The sequence below is a fragment of the Frateuria edaphi genome (assembly GCF_021117405.1).
Lineage (GTDB): Bacteria > Pseudomonadota > Gammaproteobacteria > Xanthomonadales > Rhodanobacteraceae > Frateuria_A > Frateuria_A edaphi.
Genome location: NZ_CP088251.1, coordinates 3,109,989 through 3,131,153, shown reverse-complemented (window position 1 = coordinate 3,131,153; position 21,165 = coordinate 3,109,989). Strand labels below are relative to the sequence as shown.

Here is a 21,165-nt window from a genome sequence, read left to right as displayed (position 1 = left end):
TCGCCATCCACAGGCGGTTGCTGGCGGTTCATGCGGCCCCACGCTACGGCACAATGGCCGGATGAGCGTCCCCGAAAGCCCCGCGCTGCGCGCCCTGACCGACGACCGTTACGCCGAACTGGCCGCCCGCTGCCGCGCGGCCGGCGTGGCGCTGCACGACGATGCCGGCGTAGCCGAGCGTATCCGCCGCACGCTGGCGGCCAGCGACTTCGCCTTCGAAGTATGGCGACGGCAGCCACAACTGCTGGCGCCGGCCGGCCTGGATCGCCTGCGCTCGGCCGGCGACGCCGGCACCCGCATCGGCTCGCTGGCGCTGCCGGAGGACGAGATCGCCACGCTGGCGGCGCTGCGCCGGTTCCGCCACGCCGAAGCGTTGCGGCTGGTGTTCCGCGACGTCAACGCTCTGGACGACCTGGCCGAGACGCTCTCGGCCACCAGCGTGCTGTACGAGGCGCTGCTGGGCGCGGCGCTGGCGTGGTCCGAGCGCGCGCTGGCCGCGCGTTACGGTCACGCGCGCAGCGAGGACGGCGCGCCGCAGCGGCTGGTGGTGATCGGCTTCGGCAAGCTCGGCGGTGCCGAGCTCAACTTCTCCTCGGACATCGACCTGGTGCTGGCCTACCCGCAGGCCGGCCACAGCGATGGCGCGCGTTCGCTCGACAACAGCGAATACTTCGTGCGGCTGGGGCGCCACCTGGTGCGCCTGCTCAACGAGCCCACCGACGACGGCATCTGCGCGCGGGTGGACCTGCGCCTGCGTCCGTTCGGCAACGCCGGGCGCCTGGCGCTGTCGTTCGCCGCGATGGAGCAGTACTACCAGAGCGAAGGCCGCGACTGGGAGCGTTACGCCTGGATCAAGGCGCGCCCGGTGGCCGGCGACCGCGCGGCCGGCAAGCAGCTGCAGGAACTGCTGCGCCCGTTCGTCTACCGCAAGTATCTCGACTACACGGCCTTCGCCGGCCTGCGCGAGATGAAGGCGTTGATCGACGCCGAGGTGGCGCGCAAGGACCTGGCCGACAACCTCAAGCTCGGTCCCGGCGGCATCCGCGAGATCGAGTTCATCGTGCAACTGGAGCAACTGATCCGCGGCGGGCGCGAACCGTCCCTGCGCGTGCGTGGCCTGTTGCCGGCGCTGGCCGCCTGTGAGGCGCGCGGGCACATCGGCGCAGCGCGCGCCAAGGCGTTGCGCGAGGCCTACCGCTGCCTGCGCCGTGTCGAGAACCGCGTGCAGATGCTGCGCGACGCTCAGACCCACGACCTGCCCGAGGATGCGTTGAGTCGCGAGCGTCTCGCCCGTGGCCTGGGCCATGAGCACTGGGAGGCGCTGGAGGCCGAGCTGGCGCAACACCGCGCCGTCGTCAGCGAGGACTTCGCCAGCGTGCTGATGCCCGCCGGCGGACGCGCGGCCCGCGTGGCGGTCGCCGATACCACGCTGTGGCAGCAGGCCTGCCACGGCACGCCGGAGCCGGGCGCGCTGGAGGCGGCCGGCTTCGTGCCCGGCATCGAGGCGGCCGAAGCCCTCGCCAAGCTGCCGCAGGCCGCTTCGGTACGCGCCATGTCGCAGCGCTCGCGCGAGCGGCTCGATCATCTGATGCCGCACCTCATCGCCGCCGCCCGCGCCAGCGCCGCGCCGCTGCCGTGCCTGCTGCGGCTGTGCCGGCTGGTGCAGGCGGTGGCGCGCCGCTCGGCCTACCTCGCGCTGCTGGAGGAACAACCGGCCGCGCGCGCACGCCTGGCGCGGCTGTTCGCCGATAGCGCGTTCCTGGCCGAACGGGTGATCGCCCAGCCGTTGTTGCTGGACGACGTGCTCGATCCGCGCATCGACCAGCTCCCGCTCAAGCGCGCCGACATCAGCGCCGAGATCAGCCGCGTGCTCGGTACGCTGGACGAGCGCGAGGCGGAGGCGGAGCTGGAGCGCATCAACGAGTTCAAGGCGAGCATCGCCTTCCGCCTGGGCCTGGCCTTCAACGACGGGCGTGCCGACGCCGTGGCCACCTCGCGACGCCTGGCCGCGCTGGCCGCTTCCGTGGTCGAGGCGGTCACCGCGCTGGCCGAGCGCGAGCTTGCCGCGCAGCATGGGCGGTTGCCGGGGGAGGGCTCGGGCTTTGCCGTCTTCGGCTACGGCAGCCTCGGTGGCGACGAGCTGGGATTCGCCTCGGACCTGGACCTGGTGTTCGTGTTCGACGGCGCGCGCGCCCAGCTCACCAGCGATGGCGCCCGCCCCATCGACGGTTCGCGCTGGTACCAGCGCCTTGCGCAGCGCGTGATGAACTGGCTGTCCCTGCTGACCCGCGCCGGGCGCCTGTACGAAGTGGACACGCGGCTGCGCCCCGACGGTTCGAAAGGGCTGCTGGTGAGCAGCCTGGAGGCCTTCGATGCCTACCAGCGCAGCCGTGCGTGGACCTGGGAGCACCAGGCCCTGCTGCGCGCGCGCGCGGTGGCGGGCGACGCGGGACTGGGCCACGCGTTGGGCGAGGTCCGGCGCGAGGTGCTCGCGGTGCCGCGCGAGCGCGATGCGGTGCTGGCGGAGGTGAGTCAGATGCGTCAGCGCTGGCGGGCGGAGCGGGATCGCTCGGACGAGGCGCGGCTGGATCTCAAACAGGGACATGGCGCCCTGCTGGACATCGAGTTCGCGTTGCAGGGGCTCGTGCTCGCGCATGCGGCGGCGTGTCCGCAATTGCTGGCCAACACGGCCAACGCGTCGCTGATCGATGCGTGCCGGCGTGCCGCCCTGCTCGATGACGGTCAGGCAGAGACGCTCGCGCGCGTGCATGCCGATCTGTTGCAGCGGGCGCTGACCTGCACACTCGATCTGCGGCCGCGGATTGCGCCGCGCGAGGCAGCGCTCGAAGCCATGTGCGCCGAAGTGCGCGTGGTGACCGTGGCCTTGGGCTTCGATTTCGCCTGATGTTTCTGCTCCCTCTCCTTTGGCGGAGAGGCCGGGGTAAGGGTGGGGCTCGCGGCGATGCGCGGCTCAGCGCAACCCGAGTCGCCGTCGCACGGTGGCGGCGATGCGCTCGGTTTCGCGCAACGGTGGCTGGCGCGTCGGCGCATCGGCCCGGAGGTCGTGCAACAGCCCGCTGTCGCGCAGCGCCTGATGGAAACGGGCGAGCTTGTCCGGCAGCGGCGCAGGCGCGAAGGTGTGGACGGGGCAGCCGACGGCGCAGGCTTCGGAGAGCATGTTGACAGAATCGGGCGTGACCACCAGGCGGTCGGCCCAGGCCAGGACGCCCGGATAGGGGTTGGGGCCGTCCGCCTCGCCGCGCCAGTGCACGCCCGGGGTGGCGCTGAACGCGGTGCGCAGGGCCGCCGCAAGGCTCGGCGGCGTGCGCCGCGAGGCGAGGACGAGCAGGCTGCCGCCATCACGCTCATGCACCGCACGCAGGCCGCCGATGAAGGCGCGGGTCCAGGCCTCGTCCAGCGGGATGCCGTGGCGCGGGCCACCCAGCAGCACGCCCACGCGTGGCTCGGGCAGGTCGGCCAAGCGCGGCCAGGCGTCGCGGGCGTCGGCCAGCCATTCGTCATCGATGGGGTTGAGCGAACCCGCTGGTGTAAGCACGTTCGGTCCGGCGAGGCCGTCATGGCGCGGCGCGACGATCAGGTCCCAGTGCTTCGGATCGACCCGCGGATCGAGGATCTGCACGGTGCGGCAAAGCCCGCCGGACCAGATCCGAAGCGCACGCGTGAACAGCGCCGCGGCGCGCCCGCAGCCGACCGCCACGCGCGGCCACGGCGGCGCCAGGCGCGCCCGCTCGGCCGGTGGCACCGCGAGTTCGGCGCCCAGCACCAACCGCGGCGCCAGCCAGGCCCACGGTCCGCGCGGCGCGATCACCAGTGGCCGGACCGGCAGGCCCAGACGCTCGGCCAGCGCCAGCGCCTGGCGCTGGTTTCCGGCAGCGGCGTCGGTGATGACCCAGCATTCCTCGCGCGGTGCGCTCACGCGATGGCCGCCCGCTCGATTGTTGTCGGATTCTGCACGCTGGGTTCCCCGTTCCTCACCCGACCACCCACGCCCTTGGGCTTACACTTGTGGATCGCCCGCGCCGGATGGCGCGCCAAGAACGCAAAGGATACTCATGAGCGAAGTGCTTTCCGAGGCCGCCCTCGACCAGTTGTTCCGCACCGCGCGCACCTATCGCCGTTCGGCCGAGGCGTGGCTGGACAAGCCGGTCAGCGACGCGCAGCTGCACGCGATCTACGATCTCGCCAGGCTCGCGCCGACCAGCGCGAATGCCTCGCCCGCGCGCTTCGTGTTCGTGCGCTCGCCGGAGGCCAAGGCCAGGCTCGAGCCAGCGCTGGACCGCGGCAACCGCGACCAGAGCATGGCCGCACCGGTCACCGTGATCGTGGCGGCGGACCACGCCTTCTACGAGCACCTGCCGCGGCTCTACAAGGAATCGCCGGACGCGATCGACTGGTTCGCCGGCAAACCGGCCGCGATCGAGGGGACGGCGTTCCGCAACTCCAGTCTGCAGGGCGCCTACCTGATCATGGCCGCGCGCGCGATGGGGCTCGATTGTGGCCCGATGTCCGGCTTCAACAACACGCTGGTGGACGAGACCTTTTTCGCCGGCACGAAGATCCGCTCGAATTTCATGATCAACATCGGCTACGGCAACCCCGCCGTGCTGCGTCCGCGCGAGGACCGCTTCGCGTTCGACGAAGTCTGCCGGATCGTCTGAAACCCCCACAGGAGTTACGCATGCGCACGTTCAAAGCTGTTCTTTTCGCCGGGTTGTTCGGCGCCGCGGCGCTCGTCCAGGCGGCGCCGGTCACCTATCAGCTGGATCCGCACCACACGATGGTGCTGTTCAGCTGGAGCCATTTCGGCTTCTCCCACCCGACCGCGGAACTGGGCCTGGGGCAGGGCACGCTGGTGTTCGATCCGGATCATCCGGAGCAGGCCAGCGTGGACGTGACCTTGCCGATGGCCGGGCTGGACACGCACGTGCCGGCGCTCGACGAGCACCTGGCCAAGCCCGACTTCCTCGACGTGGCCAAGTACCCGACCGTGACCTACAAGAGCACGAAGGTCGAGCCGCTGGGCAAGGACCATTTCCGCATTACCGGCAACCTCACCGTGCACGGCGTGACCAAACCGGTGGTGCTCGATGCCACGCTCAACAGGATCGGCAAGCATCCGATGAGCGGCGATCCGTCGATCGGCTTCGATGCGACCGGCACGCTCAAGCGCTCGGATTTCGGCGTGTCGGCGTACGTGCCCAACGTGAGCGACGAGATCAGCCTGCGCATCACGACCGAGGGTTCGGCGGGTAAGTGACGGCGCCGGTGCCCGGTTGAAAACGAAGAAGCCCGCGTCGCGATGGCGCGGGCTTCTTCTTTGCAGGGTGGGCTTCAGTCCGCCGCATTGGACCCGGACGGTGGACTGGAGCCCATCCTGCGGTCAATGCCGCACGCCTTCCTCGCGCATCGCTTCGAGCTTGCCCAGGTCGACGCTGGCCACGGCCTGCTTCAGCTCGTCGATGCTGCCGGCATTGCCGTTGGCCTTGACCGTGAAGCGCTGGCCGACCACCACGCTGTACTCGCCGCTCCTGGACTGATCGTCCCATGCCTCGTGCGTGAGGCGGCCATCGGCGGTGTAGGTCTTCTCGTAGCCGTGGTCGGTGCTGCGCTCTTCCTCCGGCGCCATCGCGCCGGCCATCGCCATCAGGCCCTTGGCGGTGCCCGTGTCGGTGACTTCCAGCGTGACGGTGCGGCCGTTGCTGTCGCCGTACTCGGCATGCGCCTCGGTGACCTGCATGCCCATCGCGTTGCTGCGCTGGGCCGAGCTGCTGGTGCGCTTGAGGCCGAGCAGGGTCTCGGGCAGGAAGGCCTTGACCTGCTCGGTGGACAGCGCCTGCACGTCGCCGTCGTTGCCCATCGCCGCGCCCATCATCTTGTTCATGGCCGCCTGCTGGGCAGCGCTGTCGCCGGACTTCTGCGCCGCGTCCATTTCCTTGCTCGCCTGTTCGGCGCGCTCGCCCATGGCCGCCAGCTTGCCGAGCGCGCTGTCCGGATCGACGGTGACGTTGTCGCTGGTGCTGCCCAGGTGGGTGCCGGTCATGGCCGCGCCGGTGTAGGCAGCGGTACCGATCACGCCCGCCACGATCAGGCCCACGATCCAGCTCAGCACGATGGCGATGATCACGGCCAGCGCCGTGTAGCCGCCGGCCTTTTCGGGCGGGCACTTCATGGTGAAGGGCAGGCCCAGGTAAAGCAGGTAGATGCCGTAGATCGCGCCTGCGATCGCGATCAGCCAGCCGAGCCACGGAATGATCACCGCGATGCCCGCGACCCACGAGGCGGTCCAGGAATAGGCGACCGTCTTGAGCGCCTGCACCATGTCCTTCTGGCCATTGAAGGTGCCGGCCAGGGCATTGATCACCAGCGCCATGACGTAGGCCAGGGCCAGCGACAGCAGGTATTGCAGCACCATGCCGGCGATGCCCGCACCGATCGGCGTGCGCACGTGCACGCCCATGAATCCGGTGCCGATCAGGCTGCTCTTGATGAAGCCGGCGATCGCCGGCAATGCGGCGATCCAGACGATGTAGGTGGTGTACAGGCCGCCGATGCTGGCCGGTTCGGCGGCCGCGACCGGCCACTCGGTCCTGGGCGAGGCCAGGATGGCTTTTGCGCGCGCGATGGCTTTTCCGAGATCCATGGTAGTTCCCCTTGCGACGTATGAATGCGGCAACGGATGGCCAGCGTCAGGGTCGCGGCGCCGGGCCACGTCCCATCCACGGTCGTCCCCCTTCGATGCGTCGACCGCCCCTTCGGGCGACGCCGGCGCACAGTTGATGGCAACGGCGCGTCGAAGTCCAGTGCGGGGTCGCGGCCGTGGTCGCCCGCGCGTTGCCGGCGTGTGCCCCTGCTACCATGGGCGGCTCGACGTCCCCTTCCTGGAGCCTGCCATGTCGCGCCCCCTGCCCGAGGCCGCGCCGATCCCGGCGAATGCCGAAAATCGTTACGAAGTGACGCGCAACGACCTGCCGCTGTCCTGTCCGATGCCGGCGATGTCGCTGTGGAACTCGCATCCGAAGGTCTACCTGCCGATCGTCGAGGACGGCGGGGAGTCCGTCTGTCCTTACTGCGGCGCGCATTACGTCCTGCGCGACTGAACCCGGGCCCCCGGCCGGTTCCTGAACGGCGGCATTCGGCACGATCGCTGCTTGCCCAGGTGGATGAAGGCCACCCAACAACCCCTCATGTCTGCCGTCGTCACCCCCACCCGGCGCCTGGTTGTCGTCCAGCTGATCCCGGCGCTGCATACGGGCGGGGCGGAGCGTTCGACGCTGGAAGTGGGTCGGGCGCTGGTGGAAGCGGGGCACCGCTCGATCGTGATCTCCTCCGGCGGCCGCCTGGTGGCGCAGCTGGAGGCCGAGGGCAGCGAGCACGTCACCCTGGACATCGGCACCAAGTCGCCGCGCACGCTGTTGCACCTGGGCGCGCTGCGCCGTCGGCTGCGCGAACTGAAGCCCGACATCGTGCATGCCCGCTCGCGCCTGCCCGGATGGATGGGCTGGTGGGCCTTGCGCGGGCTGAATCCGCGTCCGCATTTCGTCACCACCGTGCACGGGCTCAACTCGCCCGGCCGCTACAGCTCGATCCTGTTGCGCGGCGAGCGGGTCATCGCCGTCTCGCAGACGATGCGCGACTACGCCCTGAGCCACTATCCGTGGCTGGATCCGACGCGAGTGAAAGTGATTCCGCGCGGCATCGACCCGGAGGCGTTCCCGTACGGCCATCGTCCGGACGACGCCTGGCAGAAGGCCTTCTTCGCCGAGTACCCGCAGTTGGCCGGCGCACCGCTGCTGACCCTGCCGGGCCGTGGCACGCGCCTGAAGGGCCACCACGAGGCGATCGAGCTGATGGCCGAGCTCAAGCGCCGCGGCATCGAGGCGCGCCTGTTGTTGCTGGGCGTGATCGAGCCGGGCCGCGAGGCCTACGTGGAAGAGCTCCGGCAACTGATCCGCGAGCGCGACGTCGAGGCGCAGGTGGTGCTGACGGCGCCCCGCAACGACGTGCGCGACATCTACGCGGTGTCCGCACTGATCCTGCAGCTGTCGACCAAGCCCGAATCGTTCGGGCGCACCGTGGTCGAGGCACTCTCGCTGTGTCGTCCCGTGCTTGGCTACGCCCACGGCGGCGTCGGCGAACTGCTGGCCGAGCTGTACCCGGCCGGTCGCGTGCCGGTGGGCGACCGCCAGAAGCTGGTCGAGCGTGCCGCCGAACTGCTGCGCGTGGCGCCGCCGATCCCGATGCTGCAGAGCTACCGGCTGTCGGACATGCAACAGGCGGTACTGGCACTGTATGGGGAAGTGGCCGGCTGATCGACTGCCGCCGTTCCGGGCCGCACGAGGAGCCATGCGACTCATGGCGGCGCCCGCGGCTGGAAACATCGCCCGCCGGCACATCCTTGCAAGGCTTGCCAGCAGGCACGGAGCCGCCGCGCCTACAATCCCCGGATGCCCGCGATCCGACCGATAGCTGCCGCGCTGCGTTCGCCCTTGCTGCCATTCTGGCTGGTGATCGCGTTGCTGCCGGTCGGGCGAAGTTCGGAACTGGGGACGCTGCTGTGCCTGATCGGCACCATCCTCTTGTTCGTGCGCCACCCGCGGGCGCTGGATGGGCACGCCGGTGCGCGCCTGCTGCTGGTGTTGCTGGCCTGCTACGTCGGCGCCGCGCTGCTGTCCTCGTTCGATGCGGTGGCGCCGGGCAAGAGCTGGGGCGCCACCGCCGGCCTGCTGCGGTACGTGCCACTGGGGCTGTACGCCTGCTTCGCGATCCGTCGTGATGCCAGGCTGCGCGCGCTGTTCTTCGCGGTCGCCGCCGTTATCGCCGTGTGGGTGGCCGACGCTTGGCTGCAGGCATTCACCGGCTTCAGCCTTGGCGGTCCTGCCGATGCCGAGCGCGTGTCGGGCATCTTCGGCGCGGATAACCTCAAGCTCGGGCCGACGCTGGCGGTGCTCGCACCGTTCGCGCTGTGGGCAGCCCGCGAGCGCTGGGGACGCCCGGGGCTGATGCTGGCTTTCCTGCTGGTGCTGGGGCCGGTGCTCCTGGCCGGCTCGCGCGCGGGCTGGCTCTGCTACGGCCTGGTGGCGCTCGCATTCGCCTGGCGCGAGGCTGGCTCGGCCTATCGCTTCGCGCTCTGGTGCGCGCTGGGCGCGGTGATGGTGGTTCTGGCCGGCACGGTGGCCTGGCATACGTCCGGTCGCTTCCAGGATCGCATGGAACGCACCCTCGCGGTGTTCGCGGACGAACCCCAGGGGCTGGACGAGGCGCTCACCGGCCGGCCGGCGATCTGGCGCGCCAGCGCGCGGATGGTCGCGGACCATCCCTGGAACGGCGTGGGCGTGCGCGGCTTCCGCTACGCCTATCCCGACTACGCGCCGGCCAACGACCACTTCCTAGTCGAAGAGGCCTGCGGCTCGGGCGAGGGCGCCTGCCACGCGCACCAGCTGGTGCTGGAGGTGCTGAGCGAGACCGGCGCGATCGGGCTGATGCTCTGGCTGGCCGCGACGTTCTGGGGGCTTCGCGCGTGGCGCCGGCAGGGCGCGGCGGCACGCGCGCGGGCGTTCCCCGCCACGGTGGCGCTGGCGGTGATGCTGTTTCCGTTCAACACCCACCTGGCCTTCTACTCGGCGTGGTGGGGACTGTTGTTCGCCTGGCTGCTGGGGCTCTGGTGCGCGGCGCTATACGTGATAGAGGATGTCGTCATGGAGGACGGTGATGCGTGAGCCGTTATCGGTGGTGGTCACCACCTTCAACAGCGCGGACACGCTGGATGCCTGCCTGGGATCGGTGAAGTGGGCCGACGACATCGTGGTGCTCGATTCGGGTTCCACCGACGCCACCGCGGCGATCGCGCGGCGCCACGGCGCGCGCGTGCACGAACAGGCGTTCGCCGGCTACAGCGCACAGAAACAGGCTGCGATCGACCTGGCCCGGCATCGCTGGGTGCTGCTGCTGGATTCGGACGAGGCGCTGCCGCCCGATGCCGTCGCGCCCATGCTGCGCGCGCTGGAAGGTCCGGCCTGCGCCGGGTACCAGCTGTGGCGGCGCGAATGGGTGTTCTGGCGCTGGCAGTCGCCGCGTGCGCGGCTCAATCACTACGTGCGGCTGTTCGATCGCGAACGCGCGCAAATGAGTGGGCACAGCGTGCACGAAGCGGTCCATGTGGACGGGCCGGTCGGCAGGCTCGACGTGGTGCTCGACCATTTTGGCGAACCGGATATCGCCGGCCGCGTGGACAAGGCCAACCGCTACTCCACGTTGCAGGCGGCCGATGACGCGCGCCGCCAGCGCGCCTGGCTGGGTTGGCGACTGGTCGCCTATCCGACGATCGCCTTTCTGCGCTTCTACCTGTTGCGCGGCCACTGGCGCGCGGGCTGGGCGGGTTTCATCGCGGCGCGCGTGCACGCCTTCTACGCCTTCCTCAAGTACGCCAAGCTGCACGAGGCACGCGTGCGCAGCGCGCCCGGGGCGCTGCGCCATCCGCGTCAGCGGTAGACCGCGGGTGCGCCGGGCGGCCGGGTCTTGAAGCGCTTGTGCACCCACAGGTACTGCGCGGGCGCCGCGCGCACCATTTGTTCGATGCTGGCGTTGACCCGTGCGGTATCGGTGGCCGCGTCGCCGTCCATCGGCAGCGGCGCGCCCAGCCGCATGGCGTAGCCGCCGTCGGGCAGGCGCTGGTGGAAGAACGGAATCACCTGCGCCTGTCCCATCCGAGCAAGATGGTGTGTCGCGGTGATGGTCGCGGCAGGCACGCCGAAGAACGGCACGAACACGCTGTCCTTGCTGCGCATGTCCTGGTCCGGGGCATACCAGAGCGTGCCGCCGCCGCGCAGGTACTTCACCGTACCCCGGATGTCGTCCTTCTCGAACATGGCCGCCGCATAGTGGAGACGCGCGCGCAGCACGGTCCACTCGAACACGGCCGAGTCCATGCGCCGGTACATGCCGGCGATCGGGATGCGACGGGAGATCAGCCGCGCGCACAACTCCAGATGCGAAAAATGCCCGCCAACGAGCAGTACGCCCTGGCCCTGCGCGTGCGCGGCCTCCAGGTGCTCCAGGCCCTCGATGCGCGTGGGGATGCGTGCGATCGCGCGATCGGATCCCATCCAGCCCAGCGCGAACTCGACCAGCATCAGCCCGATGTCGGTCAGGTGCGCATCGACCAGTGCCGCCTGCGCGCGGGCGTCCAGTTCGGGAAAGCACAATGCAACGTTGGCCTCGGCCACGCGGCGACGACGCGAGGGCACGTGGCGGATCAGCGCGCCGAGCCCGCAACCCAGCCGCAACAGGAGCGGATAAGGCAAACGGGCGATCAGCCAGATCACCCCCACGCCCAGCCACGCGGGCCAGTGGCGCGGGGCGAGCAGGGCGCGATCGAAGGAGGGGCGGGGCATGCCGGGCATCGGGGGATTGTACGGGGATGGACCGCGCGGAAGCCCTCTCACTTCCGGCGGTGAGTTTTTTTTGGGCGACGCTCGGCGCGTTTCATCAAGGCTGCCGGTTCGCATGGTTCTCCCCGCTAGTCTTGACTGACTCGACCCGACGCCTTCGACAAGCCCGGGTTGTTGCGCTCTGCGGAGGCGGAGTGAGCAGGGGCCCTATAATTCCTGACGTCCTTCCGGCCTGGCCTCCCGTTGCGCTATCTCTACACCTTCGTGATGTACCTGGCGACGCCGCTGATCGTGCTGCGCCTGATGATCCGTGGCGCGCGCTACGGCAATTACCACCGGCGCTGGCCGGAGCGCTTCGGCCTGTTCCAGCCGCCGCAGTTCAGTGGAAGCCTGTGGGTGCACGCGGTGTCGGTCGGCGAGGTCAATGCGGCCGAACCGCTGATCAAGGCGCTCAGGCGCGACTACCCCAACGCACCGCTGGTGGTTACCACCGTGACTCCGACGGGTTCGGCGCGCGTGCACCAGCTGTTCGGCGACAGCGTCTTCCATGTCTACCTGCCCTATGACCTGCCATTCGCGGTGCATCGCTTCCTGAAGCGGGTGCGCCCCCGACTGGCGTTGATCGTGGAAACGGAGATCTGGCCGAATCTCTACTTCGCCTGCCGCCGTCGCGGCATTCCGCTCATGATCGTCAACGCTCGGCTGTCCGAACGTTCGATGCGTGGCTACCGGCCGCTGCGCTCCTTGGTCCGTTCGGCGCTGCGCACGGTGCGACAGATCGCCGCCCAGTCGCGCACCGACGCCGCGCGCTACCGCCTGCTGGGCGCGGACCCTGCGCAACTGGTGGTCAGCGGCAACCTCAAGTTCGACATGCCCGTACCCGATGGCGCCGTCGACAAGGGGGCCGCGCTACGCGTGCAATGGGGCCCGCGCCGGCCCGTATGGATCGCTGCCAGCACGCACGAGGGCGAGGAGCTGGCGGTGCTGGAAGCGCACCTGGACGTGCTGCGCCGGCTGCCCGACGCTTTGCTGCTGATCGCGCCGCGGCATCCGGAGCGCTTCAAGCTGGTGGAACACTCGGCGCGCAGCCTGGGCTTCACCGTCGCCACGCGCAGCGTCGAGCAGGTGCCCGGCGCGCACCAGGTGTTCGTGATCGACGCGATGGGACAACTGATGCCGTTCTACGCAGCCGCGGACCTGGCCTTCGTCGGAGGCAGCCTGGTGCCGATCGGCGGGCACAACGTGCTGGAACCGGCGGCGCTGGCGCGGCCAGTGCTGGTCGGTCCGCATACGTTCAATTTCGAGGAGATCACCCTCACGCTGATCCGCGAGGGCGGTGCCAACCGCGTCGAACACGTGGACCAGCTGGGCCACGCCGTGCTCGATCTGTTGCGTGACGAACGCCAGCGCGAGCGGATGGGGCGCCAGGCGCGCCGCGTGTTCGACAGCGAGCGGGGTGCCGTAGGGCGGGTGATGGAACTGGTCGACCGCGTGCTGGAGGAATAACCCTGCAGAAGCCTGCGAACGGGCTCCTGCGGGCATAGGTGTTACTGGAGCAGCGAGTTGACCGCCTCGAGGTCCTTCACGTCGATCGTGCCGGCGGCCTGCTTGAGCTGCAGCTGGTCAAGGATCAGCGCGTGGCGCGACTGCGAGTAGCTGCTCTCGGCCTGGGTCAGCGTCTGGATCGCGTTGAGCACGTTGAGCATCGTCTGCGTGCCGACGTCGAAGCCCGCGCGGGTGGCTTCCAGTGCCTTCTGGCCGGACTCGACCGAGGCCTTGTTGGCCTCCACCTGGCTGATGCCCGCGATCACCGAGCGGTAGAAGTTGAGCGTGTCGCGGGTGACCTGGCGGCGCTGGGCTTCCAGCGAATCCTCGGCGGCATCGCGCTGGTAGATCGACTGGCGCACGCGCGACTGCGTGGCGAAACCGGAGAAGATCGGCACGTTGAGCGTGATGCCCACGGTGGTGCCATAGCGGCCGTTGCGATCGGCGAAGGCGCCGCCCATGTTCTCAAGCCAGTTCGACGACGTGCCGCGGCTGACCGATGCGTTGATCGTCGGCAGGTGGCCGGCACGGGCGGAATTGACCGAGTGCGAGGCCGCCTCGACGTTGTACTGCTGGGCGATCACGTTGGGGTTGCTCTTCTGCGCCTGTTGCACCCAGGCGTTCGGATCGGCCGGCTTGGGCGGCACCATCGGCAGGTCGTCGCGCAGCTGCTTCAGGTCGCCGACCGGCTTGCCGGTGATCTGCGCCAATGCCTCGCGCGCATCGTTCAGCGCGTTGTTGGCGGCGACCGTCTGCGCCTTGGCCAGTTCGTAATACGACTTGGCCTGGTACACGTCGGTGACTGCCGAGAGGCCCACGTTGAAGCGCTGCTCGGCCTGTTCGTAGGACTGCCGGAAGGCGTCCTCGTTGGCCTTGGCGTAGGCCAGCTCGTCCTGGCTGGTCAGCACGCCGAAGTAGGCGGCGGTGACGCGCACCAGCAGCTCTTGCTGCGCGGCATCGTACTGGGCGGTCTGCGAATCGGCCTGCGATTCTGCGGCATGCAGGTCGGCGATCTTGCTGAGGTCCAGGATGGTCTGGCTCAGTTCCAATGATTCGTCGCGGCTGCGCAGGTGGCCGGCGTTGATCGGCGCGCCACCCTCGGTCACGGTCTGCGCATTGGCGCCGCTGGACTGGCTGAAGGTGGCGCGGCCGGACAGCTGCGGCAGCAGCAGGGCGCGCGTCTGCGTCACGGTCTCGCCCACCGACAGGCGCTGCGCCTCGGCCTGCGACAGCACCGGATCGTTGGCGCGCGCTTGGCGGTATGCGTCCATCAGGTCCTCGCCATGACCGGGCAGCGAGGTCGCCGACAGGGCCAGGGCAAGGGTCAGCAGCTTCAAGCGCATCGGGGTTGCCTCATGCAATCGATAGGAAGTCAGAAAACGAAACGGCGGGGCGGCTCGGCGTGAGCCAGGTACGGCAGGTCGGTCTCGAACAGGTATTCCTCGCGGAAGCCGCCGGCGCCGGCCTGGGTCAGCAGGACGGCCTGCTGCACGGGCGACTCGCCGCGGATCGCCAGCAGGCGGCCTCCCGGCTTGAGCCAGCCCAGGAAACGCTGCGGGACCTGCCACACGGCCCCGGTAACCACGATGGCGTCGAACCGGTCCTGCGGCTGCCAGTCCTGCACCGCGTCCGCGATCACCAGGGTGGCGTTGGCAACGCCGGCCGTGTCCAGGCGCGACCGTGCGGCCGCGGTGAAATCGCCATGTACGTCGACGCTCGTCACGTGCGCGGCGAGCGTGGCCATGCACGCGGTCAGGAAACCCGAACCGGTGCCGATCTCCAGCACGCTTTCGGTGGCCTTGAGGTCGAGCGCCTGCAGCACGCGACCCTCGATCACCGGCTTCATCATCACCTGGCCATGACCGATCGGCAGGCACAGGTCGGCGAACGCCAGCTGGCGGTGCTCCGGCGCCACGAAATCCTCGCGGCGCACCTGCGCCAGCGCATCGAGCACGCGTGCATCGAGCACATCCCAGGGGCGCACCTGGTTCTCGACCATGTTCTGCCGTGCCTGTTCGAAATTCATCGCCATGGTCTAACGTCCGCAAGAATCAAAAAGATCAAAAGGATAAGCGTTCGGAGGCCGCCGCGACAGTGATGTTTAGCGTGCGGCCTCGTGGCCGGTGCCCGAAGTGCCGGAAGTCACCGCGCCGGATTGACGGAAGTCATGCCCGGCGCGGTGTCCGCGGACACAGCCCCCCTGTAACCAGGCAAGCGCGCCGCTGCCCGCCACCCGGCACGCGCCCTGCATGGCGGTACACTGCGCACAGGGACGAAAGAGCGGTTCAACGCAAGGCCGCTTCCAGGGAAACTGGAAATAAGTAAACCGATCCGTATAATAAAGTTCCCGCTCGTTCTTGTGAAGCTGTTCCCGCCCAAGGTGTCACCATGAATTGTCCCGCCCACGCCAAGACTCCCGGCCCCGGCCGTCCGAAGGACATGGAGAAGCGCGCGGCGATCCTGGAGGCGGCCAAGGCGCTGTTCATCCGCAATGCCTTCGCCGGCACCAGCATGGACGCCGTGGCAGCCGAGGCGGGCGTGTCCAAGCTCACCGTCTACAGCCACTTCGGCGACAAGGACAATCTCTTCCGCGAAGTCATCCGAGCCCGCGTGAACGACCTGCTGCCGGAAGAGACGTACCACTTCGATCCGCACGAGGACATCGCCGATACGCTGCTGCGCGTCGCGCTGACCCACGCGAGACTCGACTGCAATGCCGAGACCGTCGGCACCTTCCGCGCGATCCTTTCCGACTGCCGCCAGGGCAATCCCCGCTACGGCCGGCTGATGTGGGAAGAGGGCGCCACGCGCACGCATGGCCTGATGGAACGCCTGCTGCAGCAGGCGGTTGACGCCGGCAAGCTCCAGATCGACGACGTGCCGCGCGCCTGCGTGCAGTTCCTCACGCTGATCAAGGGCAACCTGATGATGCGGCAGATGTTCGGTTGCTGCGAATGCCCGGACAGCTACGCCGCCGAGATCGAGGCGACCGCCCGCGCCGGCGTGAAGATGTTCCTGCGCGCCTACCTGCCGCGCTGATCGCGCGGAGGTGAGGTCGGCTTCGGCCGACCATCGACGTCGCCCCAAGATCCACGGTGGGCCGAAGCCCCTCTGCGGAAACGGGCAAGCCATGCTTCACCGGCGTTTCGCGCCGTCTCCACTAGCTTGCGCCGGTACCCACCACCGAGGGACCGACATGGCAAGCAAGCCATTCCTGACCGACATCGAGGCCATCCGCAAACGTGCCCGCGAGCACATCGACCAGGGTGCGATCACCGCCGGCTACACCGCCGACCGCGAGACCGTGATCAAGCTGCTCAACGAGGCGCTGGCCACCGAGATCGTCTGCACGCTGCGCTACAAGTACCACTACTTCATGGCCTCCGGGATCCACTCCCAGGCGGTTAAGGCCGAGTTCCTCGAGCACGCGCAGCAGGAGCAGGAACACGCCGACCGCATTGCCGAGCGCATCACGCAACTGGACGGCAAGCCCAACTTCAATCCCGATGGCCTGCTCAGCCGCGCCCACGCGGACTACGCCGAAGGCGCCAACCTGGTCGACATGATCAAGGAGGACCTGGTGGCCGAACGCATCGCGATCGACACCTACCGCGCGATCATCGAGTACATCGGCGGAGACGATCCGACCACGCGCCGCATCATGGAAGAGGTATTGGCGCAGGAGGAGGAGCACGCCGAGGACATGGCCACGCTGCTGGCACAACTGGGCGAGCAGGGTGAGCCGGCGCGACCGGCGCAACCGCAGCCCCCGGCGAAGCCGTCCTCGAACGCCGGCTCCGGCTGGCAGCACTGATTCACCAGCCGGCGAGCACCAGCTTGCCGATGCTCCTTCCCGCCTCGAGACGCCGGTGCGCTTCGCGCAGGTTCGCCGCGTTGATCGGCGAGAGGATTTCCCGGGCGATGCCGCGCACCTGACCGGCGTCGACGAGCGCCGCGACGCGGGCGAGGATGCGGCCCTGCTCGGCCAGGTCTGCGGCGGCGGTGCGCGAACGGGTGAACATCGACTCCCAATGGATGCCGATCGACTTGGCCTTGTACGGGCCGCCGATCGCCAACGGCCCACGCGGCTCCACGATCAGGCCGACATGCCCCTGCGGCGCGACCAATTCGCCCAGGGTGTTCCAGTAGCGGTCGGTGTCGGCCAGGTTGATCGCCGCATCGACGTGCGCGAGGTCGAGTGCGGCTAGTTGGGGCGCCAACGGCTCACGATGGTCGATCGTCGCGGCCGCGCCGAGCTGGCGACACCACGCGGCCGTCTCCGGCCGCGACGCGGTGGCGATCACGCGGAAGCCTGCCCGTCGCGCGAACTGGATGGCCATCGAACCGACCCCACCCGCACCCGCAATCACCAGCAGCGTGCGTCCGCGGCCGCCCTGTTCGCTGTCGAAGGGCATGCGCTGGAACAACAGTTCCCACGCGGTCAGCGAGACCAGCGGCAGCGCCGCCGCCTGCGCGGGATCGAGCGTGCGCGGCGCATGCGCGACCAGGCGCGCATCGACGGCTTGCAACTGCGCGTTGCTGCCCGGGCGCGTGGCGTCGCCGGCGTAATACACGCGGTCGCCCGTTGCGAAGCCCCTGGCGCGCGCGCCTGCAGCTTCGACGATGCCGGCGGCATCGAAGCCGAGTACGCGCGGGGAGGCCTCGATCTCCGGTCCGGCCGCGCGAAGTTTCGTGTCGACGGGATTGGCCGAGACTGCCTCCACGCGTACGAGCAGGTCGTGCGCGCCATGGGCGGGCTCGGGCAGATTCAGGTCGAGAAGGGATTCCGGATCGTCGATGGGCAGATGGCGGGTGAGGGCGACGGCTTTCACAACGCGTCTCCGGCGGGCAGGGTGGCCGGCACCGGCGGCGGATTTCGCTCGGCGAACATGCCGTTCCAATACGGGTAGTAGGGGTAGGGCGGCATGACCGCACTGGCTGCATCGAGCCGGGCCACCTGCTGTGCGTCCAGCGTCCATCCGAGCGCGCCGAGGTTGTCCTTCAGCTGCGCCTCGTTGCGCGCGCCGATAAGCACGGTGGAGACGGTCGGCCGTTGCAGCAACCAGCGGATCGCGACTTGCGGCACGCTGCGGCCGGTTTCGGCGGCGACCGCCTCCAGCGCATCGACCACGCGATAGAGCCGCTCCTCATCCACCGGCGGTGCGTACTGTGCGGTCTCGTGCAGGCGGCTGCCGGCCGGCAGCGGATGTCCACGACGTATCTTCCCGGTAAGCCGGCCCCAGCCCAGCGGACTCCACACCACCGCCCCCAGGCCCTGGTCCAGTCCCAGCGGCATCAGCTCCCACTCGTAGTCGCGGCCGACCAGCGAGTAGTAGGCCTGGTTGGCGACGAAACGCGCACGACCGTGCCGGTCCGCGGCGGCCTGCGACTTCATCAGTTGCCACCCGGAAAAGTTGGAAGCGCCCAGATAGCGCACCTTCCCGGCGCGCACCAGATCGTCCAGCGTCGCCATGACGCTGTCGACCGGAGTCATCGCGTCGAAGTGATGCAACTGCAGGAGGTCGATGTAGTCGGTGCCCAGCCGCTTCAGCGCGCTTTCCACGCCACCGACCAGATGGTGGCGCGAGGCGCCGACATCGTTCGGTCCGGCGCCGGCGCGCAGCGTCAGCTTGGTCGAGATGATCGCCTGCTCGCGCCGGCCTTTCAGTGCGGCGCCGAGGATTTCTTCGGAGGCGCCGTCGGAATAGACGTCCGCCGTGTCGAAGAGGTTGGCGCCGGCCTCCAGGCAGATGTCCACCAGGCGGCGCGCTTCGGCGGTGTCGGTGGCGCCCCAGGCGGCGAACAGCGGCCCCTTGCCGCCGAAGGTGCCGGCGCCGAAACCCAGCGAGGGGACCATGAAGCCCGACGTGCCCAGAGCGCGGTATTCCATGCCTCCGTTCATGCGTCAACCTCCCGCTGCACGGCGATTTCCATGCTCATCCGACCGCCGCCGACCGACCAGTCGGAAAAATCGTTCTCGACCAGGTAGACGAACACGTCCTGTGGGCGGATGTCCGCGTCCCGGCCGAGGTTGGCGGCGACACGGGCGTAGAGGTCGCGCTTCATCGCGTCGCTGCGCCCTCGCCGCAACGTGATCCGGATGACGACCACGCGATCGGAGCGCTGCACGCCGAGGAAGCCGCGGTCGAACAGGAAATCATCAGGCTGGTACTCGCAGACCATCTGGAAGAAATCGTCGTCGGGAATACCGAGGGTCGCGACCATCGCTTCGTGCACGCCGCGGGCGATGGCGGCCTTGTCAGCGGGTGGCGTTCCGGCGGGGATGGCGACGTGGGTGAATGGCATGGTGGCTCCTGCGGCTGAGACCGAAGTCGGGCGCCGGGGTCACTGATCACCACGGCCGCGAGTGCGCAGGCTAGGCGCTTGCACTTTCGACAGAAAGCAGCAGGATGACGAATCGCTTTCAACAAACGATTGAAGATCATGGACCGGCTGGACGACCTGACCCTGTTCCTGCGCGTGCTTGACCTCGGTTCGATCAGCGCTGCCGCACGCAGCCTGGGCCTTTCGGTGGCGGTCGCCAGCCAGCGCCTGAAACGACTCGAACGCGGCCTCGGAGTGCGGTTATTGCAGCGGACCACGCGCCGCCTGCACCCCACGCCGGAAGGCCTGCTGCTGGCCGAGCAGGGGCGCGCGCTGGTGGAGGACCTGGACGCGTTGACCACCGACCTGCGCCAGAGCGCCGTGAGCGTCTCGGGCACATTGCGCATGACCCTGCCGGCCGCGTTCGGACGCCAGTACCTCTCGCCGCTGTTGCCCGAATTCCTCGCGCGCCATCCGAAGCTGCGCCTGTCTGCGCACCTGAGCGACGAGATGCAGGACCTGGTAGGCGCGGGCTACGACCTGGCGATTCGCATCGGCGCCCTGGACGACTCCAGCCTGATCGCGCGCCGGCTCGCCTCCAACCGGCGCCTGCTGTGCGCCTCGCCCGCGTACCTGGCGCGGCACGGCCGCCCGCGCACGCCGGCGGAACTGGTGGATCACGAATGCGTGCTGCTGGCTGGCCGCCATGGGCGGCAGGACACCTGGCGGCTGACCGATGGGCAGGGCCAGGAGCACGTGGTCCGCGTGCGCGGGCGCTTCGAAAGCACGCTCGGCGAACTGGTCCGCGATGCCGCGCTGGCCGGGCAGGGCATCGCGCTGCATTCGCACTGGCATGTGCACGAGGCGCTGCGTAGCGGTCGCCTGGAGGCGGTGCTGCCCGATTACTCCCTGCCGGAAAGCGCGATCTGGGCGGTGATGCCGCAACGCCGGCTGGTGCCGCCGCGGGTGCGCGCGTTCGTGGATTTCCTGGCCGAACAGCTGGGCGAGGTGCCGCCGTGGGAGCGTGCCCCGTCGCACAAGGCATGAAAAAGGCGCGCCGCCGTGATTGGCGGCGCGCCTCGGGCAAAGCGGTTTACTTCGCGGCTTTGTAGCGCTCGACGCCGGCAAGGATCTCGGCCTTCGCTTCCTCGGCGCCGACCCAGCCATCGACCTTCACCCACTTGCCCTTCTCCAGGTCCTTGTAGTGCTCGAAGAAGTGGCCGATGCGCTCGAGCCAGTGCGGCGAGACGCCCTTGATGTCGTTGATGTGCGCGTAGCCAGGGAAGATCTTCGGCGCGGGGAGCACGATCAGCTTCTCGTCGCTGCCGGCCTCGTCGGACATCTTGAGCATGCCGACCGGGATGCAGCGGATCACCGAGCCGGGGATCAGCGGCAGCGGCAGGATCACCAGCGCATCCAGCGGATCGCCGTCGCCGCCCAGCGTGCCCGGCACGTAGCCGTAGTTGCACGGGTAGCGCATCGGGGTGGACAGGATGCGGTCGACGAAAATCGCGCCGCTTTCCTTTTCCACTTCGTATTTGACCGGTTCGGCGTCCTTGGGAATTTCGATGACGACGTTGATTTCGTCCGGCACGTTGCGGCCGGCGGGGACGTGATGCAGACCCATGGGAATCCTTCGGGGGGAACGAAAAAGCGAGGCGCGAAAGGATACGGCAAACGCTGCTGCAATGCAGCGAAGCGAGCGGCGGCTGTTTAGCGGGCGGCTATTCGAGGACATGCCAAAAAGCGTGTCATGCCTCTCGCTCGAGCCTGTCGACACCTCCTCTCCAGGCAGAGATGGGTTCGATCCTGGGGTTCGAGGCGCTTCGACCTCGCCGGCGGCTACGCTCAGCGCGAACGGGTGCTGGAATCGCCCGTCGCAGCCCGC

Annotated in this window: 20 protein-coding genes; 11 read left to right on the top strand and 9 right to left on the bottom strand. The window is 69.1% G+C overall.

Features of this window, described 5'->3' with window-relative positions; genetic code table 11:
* The first annotated feature begins 61 nt into the window (after window positions 1–61).
* On the top strand, window positions 62–2,905 hold the full coding sequence (glnE, locus tag LQ772_RS14610; RefSeq protein WP_231321780.1) for a bifunctional [glutamate--ammonia ligase]-adenylyl-L-tyrosine phosphorylase/[glutamate--ammonia-ligase] adenylyltransferase: 2,844 nt from the start codon (window positions 62–64) through the stop codon (window positions 2,903–2,905).
* Window positions 2,906–2,971: 66 nt separating this feature from the next.
* Here glnE and LQ772_RS14605 read toward each other — a convergent pair whose 3' ends face one another.
* The gene (locus LQ772_RS14605) at window positions 2,972–3,937 is read right to left on the bottom strand and encodes a mitochondrial fission ELM1 family protein (RefSeq protein WP_231321779.1); all 966 of its coding nucleotides are present in this window, start codon (window positions 3,935–3,937) and stop codon (window positions 2,972–2,974) included.
* A gap of 136 nt (window positions 3,938–4,073) precedes the next feature.
* Between LQ772_RS14605 and LQ772_RS14600 the strand changes: the two genes are divergently transcribed.
* Window positions 4,074–4,679: a malonic semialdehyde reductase gene (locus tag LQ772_RS14600; protein WP_231321778.1), complete on the top strand. Its 606-nt coding sequence runs from the start codon at window positions 4,074–4,076 to the stop codon at window positions 4,677–4,679.
* A gap of 20 nt (window positions 4,680–4,699) precedes the next feature.
* Window positions 4,700–5,278, top strand: coding sequence for a YceI family protein (locus LQ772_RS14595; protein ID WP_231321777.1), 579 nt, complete (start codon window positions 4,700–4,702; stop codon window positions 5,276–5,278).
* A 123-nt stretch (window positions 5,279–5,401) separates the two neighbouring features.
* Here the strand turns inward: LQ772_RS14595 and LQ772_RS14590 are convergent, their stop codons facing one another.
* Window positions 5,402–6,661: a Yip1 family protein gene (locus LQ772_RS14590; RefSeq protein ID WP_231321775.1), complete on the bottom strand. Its 1,260-nt coding sequence runs from the start codon at window positions 6,659–6,661 to the stop codon at window positions 5,402–5,404.
* 250 nt (window positions 6,662–6,911) lie between these two features.
* Here LQ772_RS14590 and LQ772_RS14585 point away from each other — a divergent pair, with 250 nt between their 5' ends.
* From LQ772_RS14585 to LQ772_RS14570, 4 genes are all read left to right on the top strand, one after another.
* Entirely contained in the window at window positions 6,912–7,118 is a 207-nt protein-coding gene (locus LQ772_RS14585) for a zinc-finger domain-containing protein (protein ID WP_231321774.1), read from the top strand.
* Between the two features lie 87 nt (window positions 7,119–7,205).
* Complete coding sequence (locus LQ772_RS14580) at window positions 7,206–8,330, top strand: glycosyltransferase (RefSeq protein WP_231321772.1); 1,125 nt, start codon at window positions 7,206–7,208, stop codon at window positions 8,328–8,330.
* Window positions 8,331–8,465: 135 nt separating this feature from the next.
* A complete protein-coding gene (locus LQ772_RS14575; RefSeq protein ID WP_231321770.1) occupies window positions 8,466–9,737 on the top strand; it encodes an O-antigen ligase family protein in 1,272 nt (423 codons plus the stop codon).
* Window positions 9,727–10,509: a glycosyltransferase family 2 protein gene (locus LQ772_RS14570; protein WP_231321767.1), complete on the top strand. Its 783-nt coding sequence runs from the start codon at window positions 9,727–9,729 to the stop codon at window positions 10,507–10,509. Before LQ772_RS14575 ends, LQ772_RS14570 begins: the two co-directional genes overlap by 11 nt.
* On the opposite strand, the gene lpxL is transcribed toward LQ772_RS14570, so the two are convergent.
* The gene (lpxL, locus tag LQ772_RS14565; RefSeq protein WP_231321766.1) at window positions 10,500–11,411 is read right to left on the bottom strand and encodes an LpxL/LpxP family Kdo(2)-lipid IV(A) lauroyl/palmitoleoyl acyltransferase; all 912 of its coding nucleotides are present in this window, start codon (window positions 11,409–11,411) and stop codon (window positions 10,500–10,502) included. The genes LQ772_RS14570 and lpxL overlap by 10 nt on opposite strands.
* A gap of 240 nt (window positions 11,412–11,651) precedes the next feature.
* Here lpxL and waaA point away from each other — a divergent pair, with 240 nt between their 5' ends.
* Window positions 11,652–12,914: a lipid IV(A) 3-deoxy-D-manno-octulosonic acid transferase gene (gene waaA, locus LQ772_RS14560; protein WP_231321765.1), complete on the top strand. Its 1,263-nt coding sequence runs from the start codon at window positions 11,652–11,654 to the stop codon at window positions 12,912–12,914.
* A 41-nt stretch (window positions 12,915–12,955) separates the two neighbouring features.
* Here waaA and LQ772_RS14555 read toward each other — a convergent pair whose 3' ends face one another.
* Together LQ772_RS14555 and LQ772_RS14550 are read right to left on the bottom strand one after the other, a co-directional pair.
* Window positions 12,956–14,296 (bottom strand): TolC family outer membrane protein, encoded by a 1,341-nt coding sequence (locus LQ772_RS14555; RefSeq protein WP_231321763.1) that lies wholly within the window; start codon window positions 14,294–14,296, stop codon window positions 12,956–12,958.
* A 29-nt stretch (window positions 14,297–14,325) separates the two neighbouring features.
* Window positions 14,326–14,985, bottom strand: a complete 660-nt coding sequence (locus tag LQ772_RS14550) for a protein-L-isoaspartate O-methyltransferase family protein (protein WP_231321762.1) — start codon at window positions 14,983–14,985, stop codon at window positions 14,326–14,328.
* A 356-nt stretch (window positions 14,986–15,341) separates the two neighbouring features.
* Between LQ772_RS14550 and LQ772_RS14545 the strand changes: the two genes are divergently transcribed.
* Together LQ772_RS14545 and LQ772_RS14540 are read left to right on the top strand one after the other, a co-directional pair.
* The gene (locus LQ772_RS14545; protein ID WP_231321761.1) at window positions 15,342–15,992 is read left to right on the top strand and encodes a TetR/AcrR family transcriptional regulator; all 651 of its coding nucleotides are present in this window, start codon (window positions 15,342–15,344) and stop codon (window positions 15,990–15,992) included.
* Window positions 15,993–16,149: 157 nt separating this feature from the next.
* On the top strand, window positions 16,150–16,767 hold the full coding sequence (locus LQ772_RS14540; RefSeq protein WP_231321760.1) for a ferritin-like domain-containing protein: 618 nt from the start codon (window positions 16,150–16,152) through the stop codon (window positions 16,765–16,767).
* 1 nt (window position 16,768) lies between these two features.
* Here LQ772_RS14540 and LQ772_RS14535 read toward each other — a convergent pair whose 3' ends face one another.
* From LQ772_RS14535 to LQ772_RS14525, 3 genes are read right to left on the bottom strand one after another with little or no spacing between them, the layout of a single operon-like run.
* Window positions 16,769–17,785 (bottom strand): zinc-binding alcohol dehydrogenase family protein, encoded by a 1,017-nt coding sequence (locus LQ772_RS14535; protein WP_231321759.1) that lies wholly within the window; start codon window positions 17,783–17,785, stop codon window positions 16,769–16,771.
* Complete coding sequence (locus tag LQ772_RS14530; protein ID WP_231326066.1) at window positions 17,782–18,843, bottom strand: aldo/keto reductase; 1,062 nt, start codon at window positions 18,841–18,843, stop codon at window positions 17,782–17,784. Before LQ772_RS14530 ends, LQ772_RS14535 begins: the two co-directional genes overlap by 4 nt.
* Before the next feature lie 8 nt (window positions 18,844–18,851).
* Window positions 18,852–19,259 (bottom strand): tautomerase family protein, encoded by a 408-nt coding sequence (locus tag LQ772_RS14525; RefSeq protein WP_231321758.1) that lies wholly within the window; start codon window positions 19,257–19,259, stop codon window positions 18,852–18,854.
* A 138-nt stretch (window positions 19,260–19,397) separates the two neighbouring features.
* Between LQ772_RS14525 and LQ772_RS14520 the strand changes: the two genes are divergently transcribed.
* A complete protein-coding gene (locus tag LQ772_RS14520) occupies window positions 19,398–20,324 on the top strand; it encodes a LysR family transcriptional regulator (protein WP_231321756.1) in 927 nt (308 codons plus the stop codon).
* A 46-nt stretch (window positions 20,325–20,370) separates the two neighbouring features.
* Here the strand turns inward: LQ772_RS14520 and ppa are convergent, their stop codons facing one another.
* Complete coding sequence (gene ppa / locus LQ772_RS14515; RefSeq protein ID WP_231321754.1) at window positions 20,371–20,904, bottom strand: inorganic diphosphatase; 534 nt, start codon at window positions 20,902–20,904, stop codon at window positions 20,371–20,373.
* Between the last annotated feature and the right edge of the window lie 261 nt (window positions 20,905–21,165).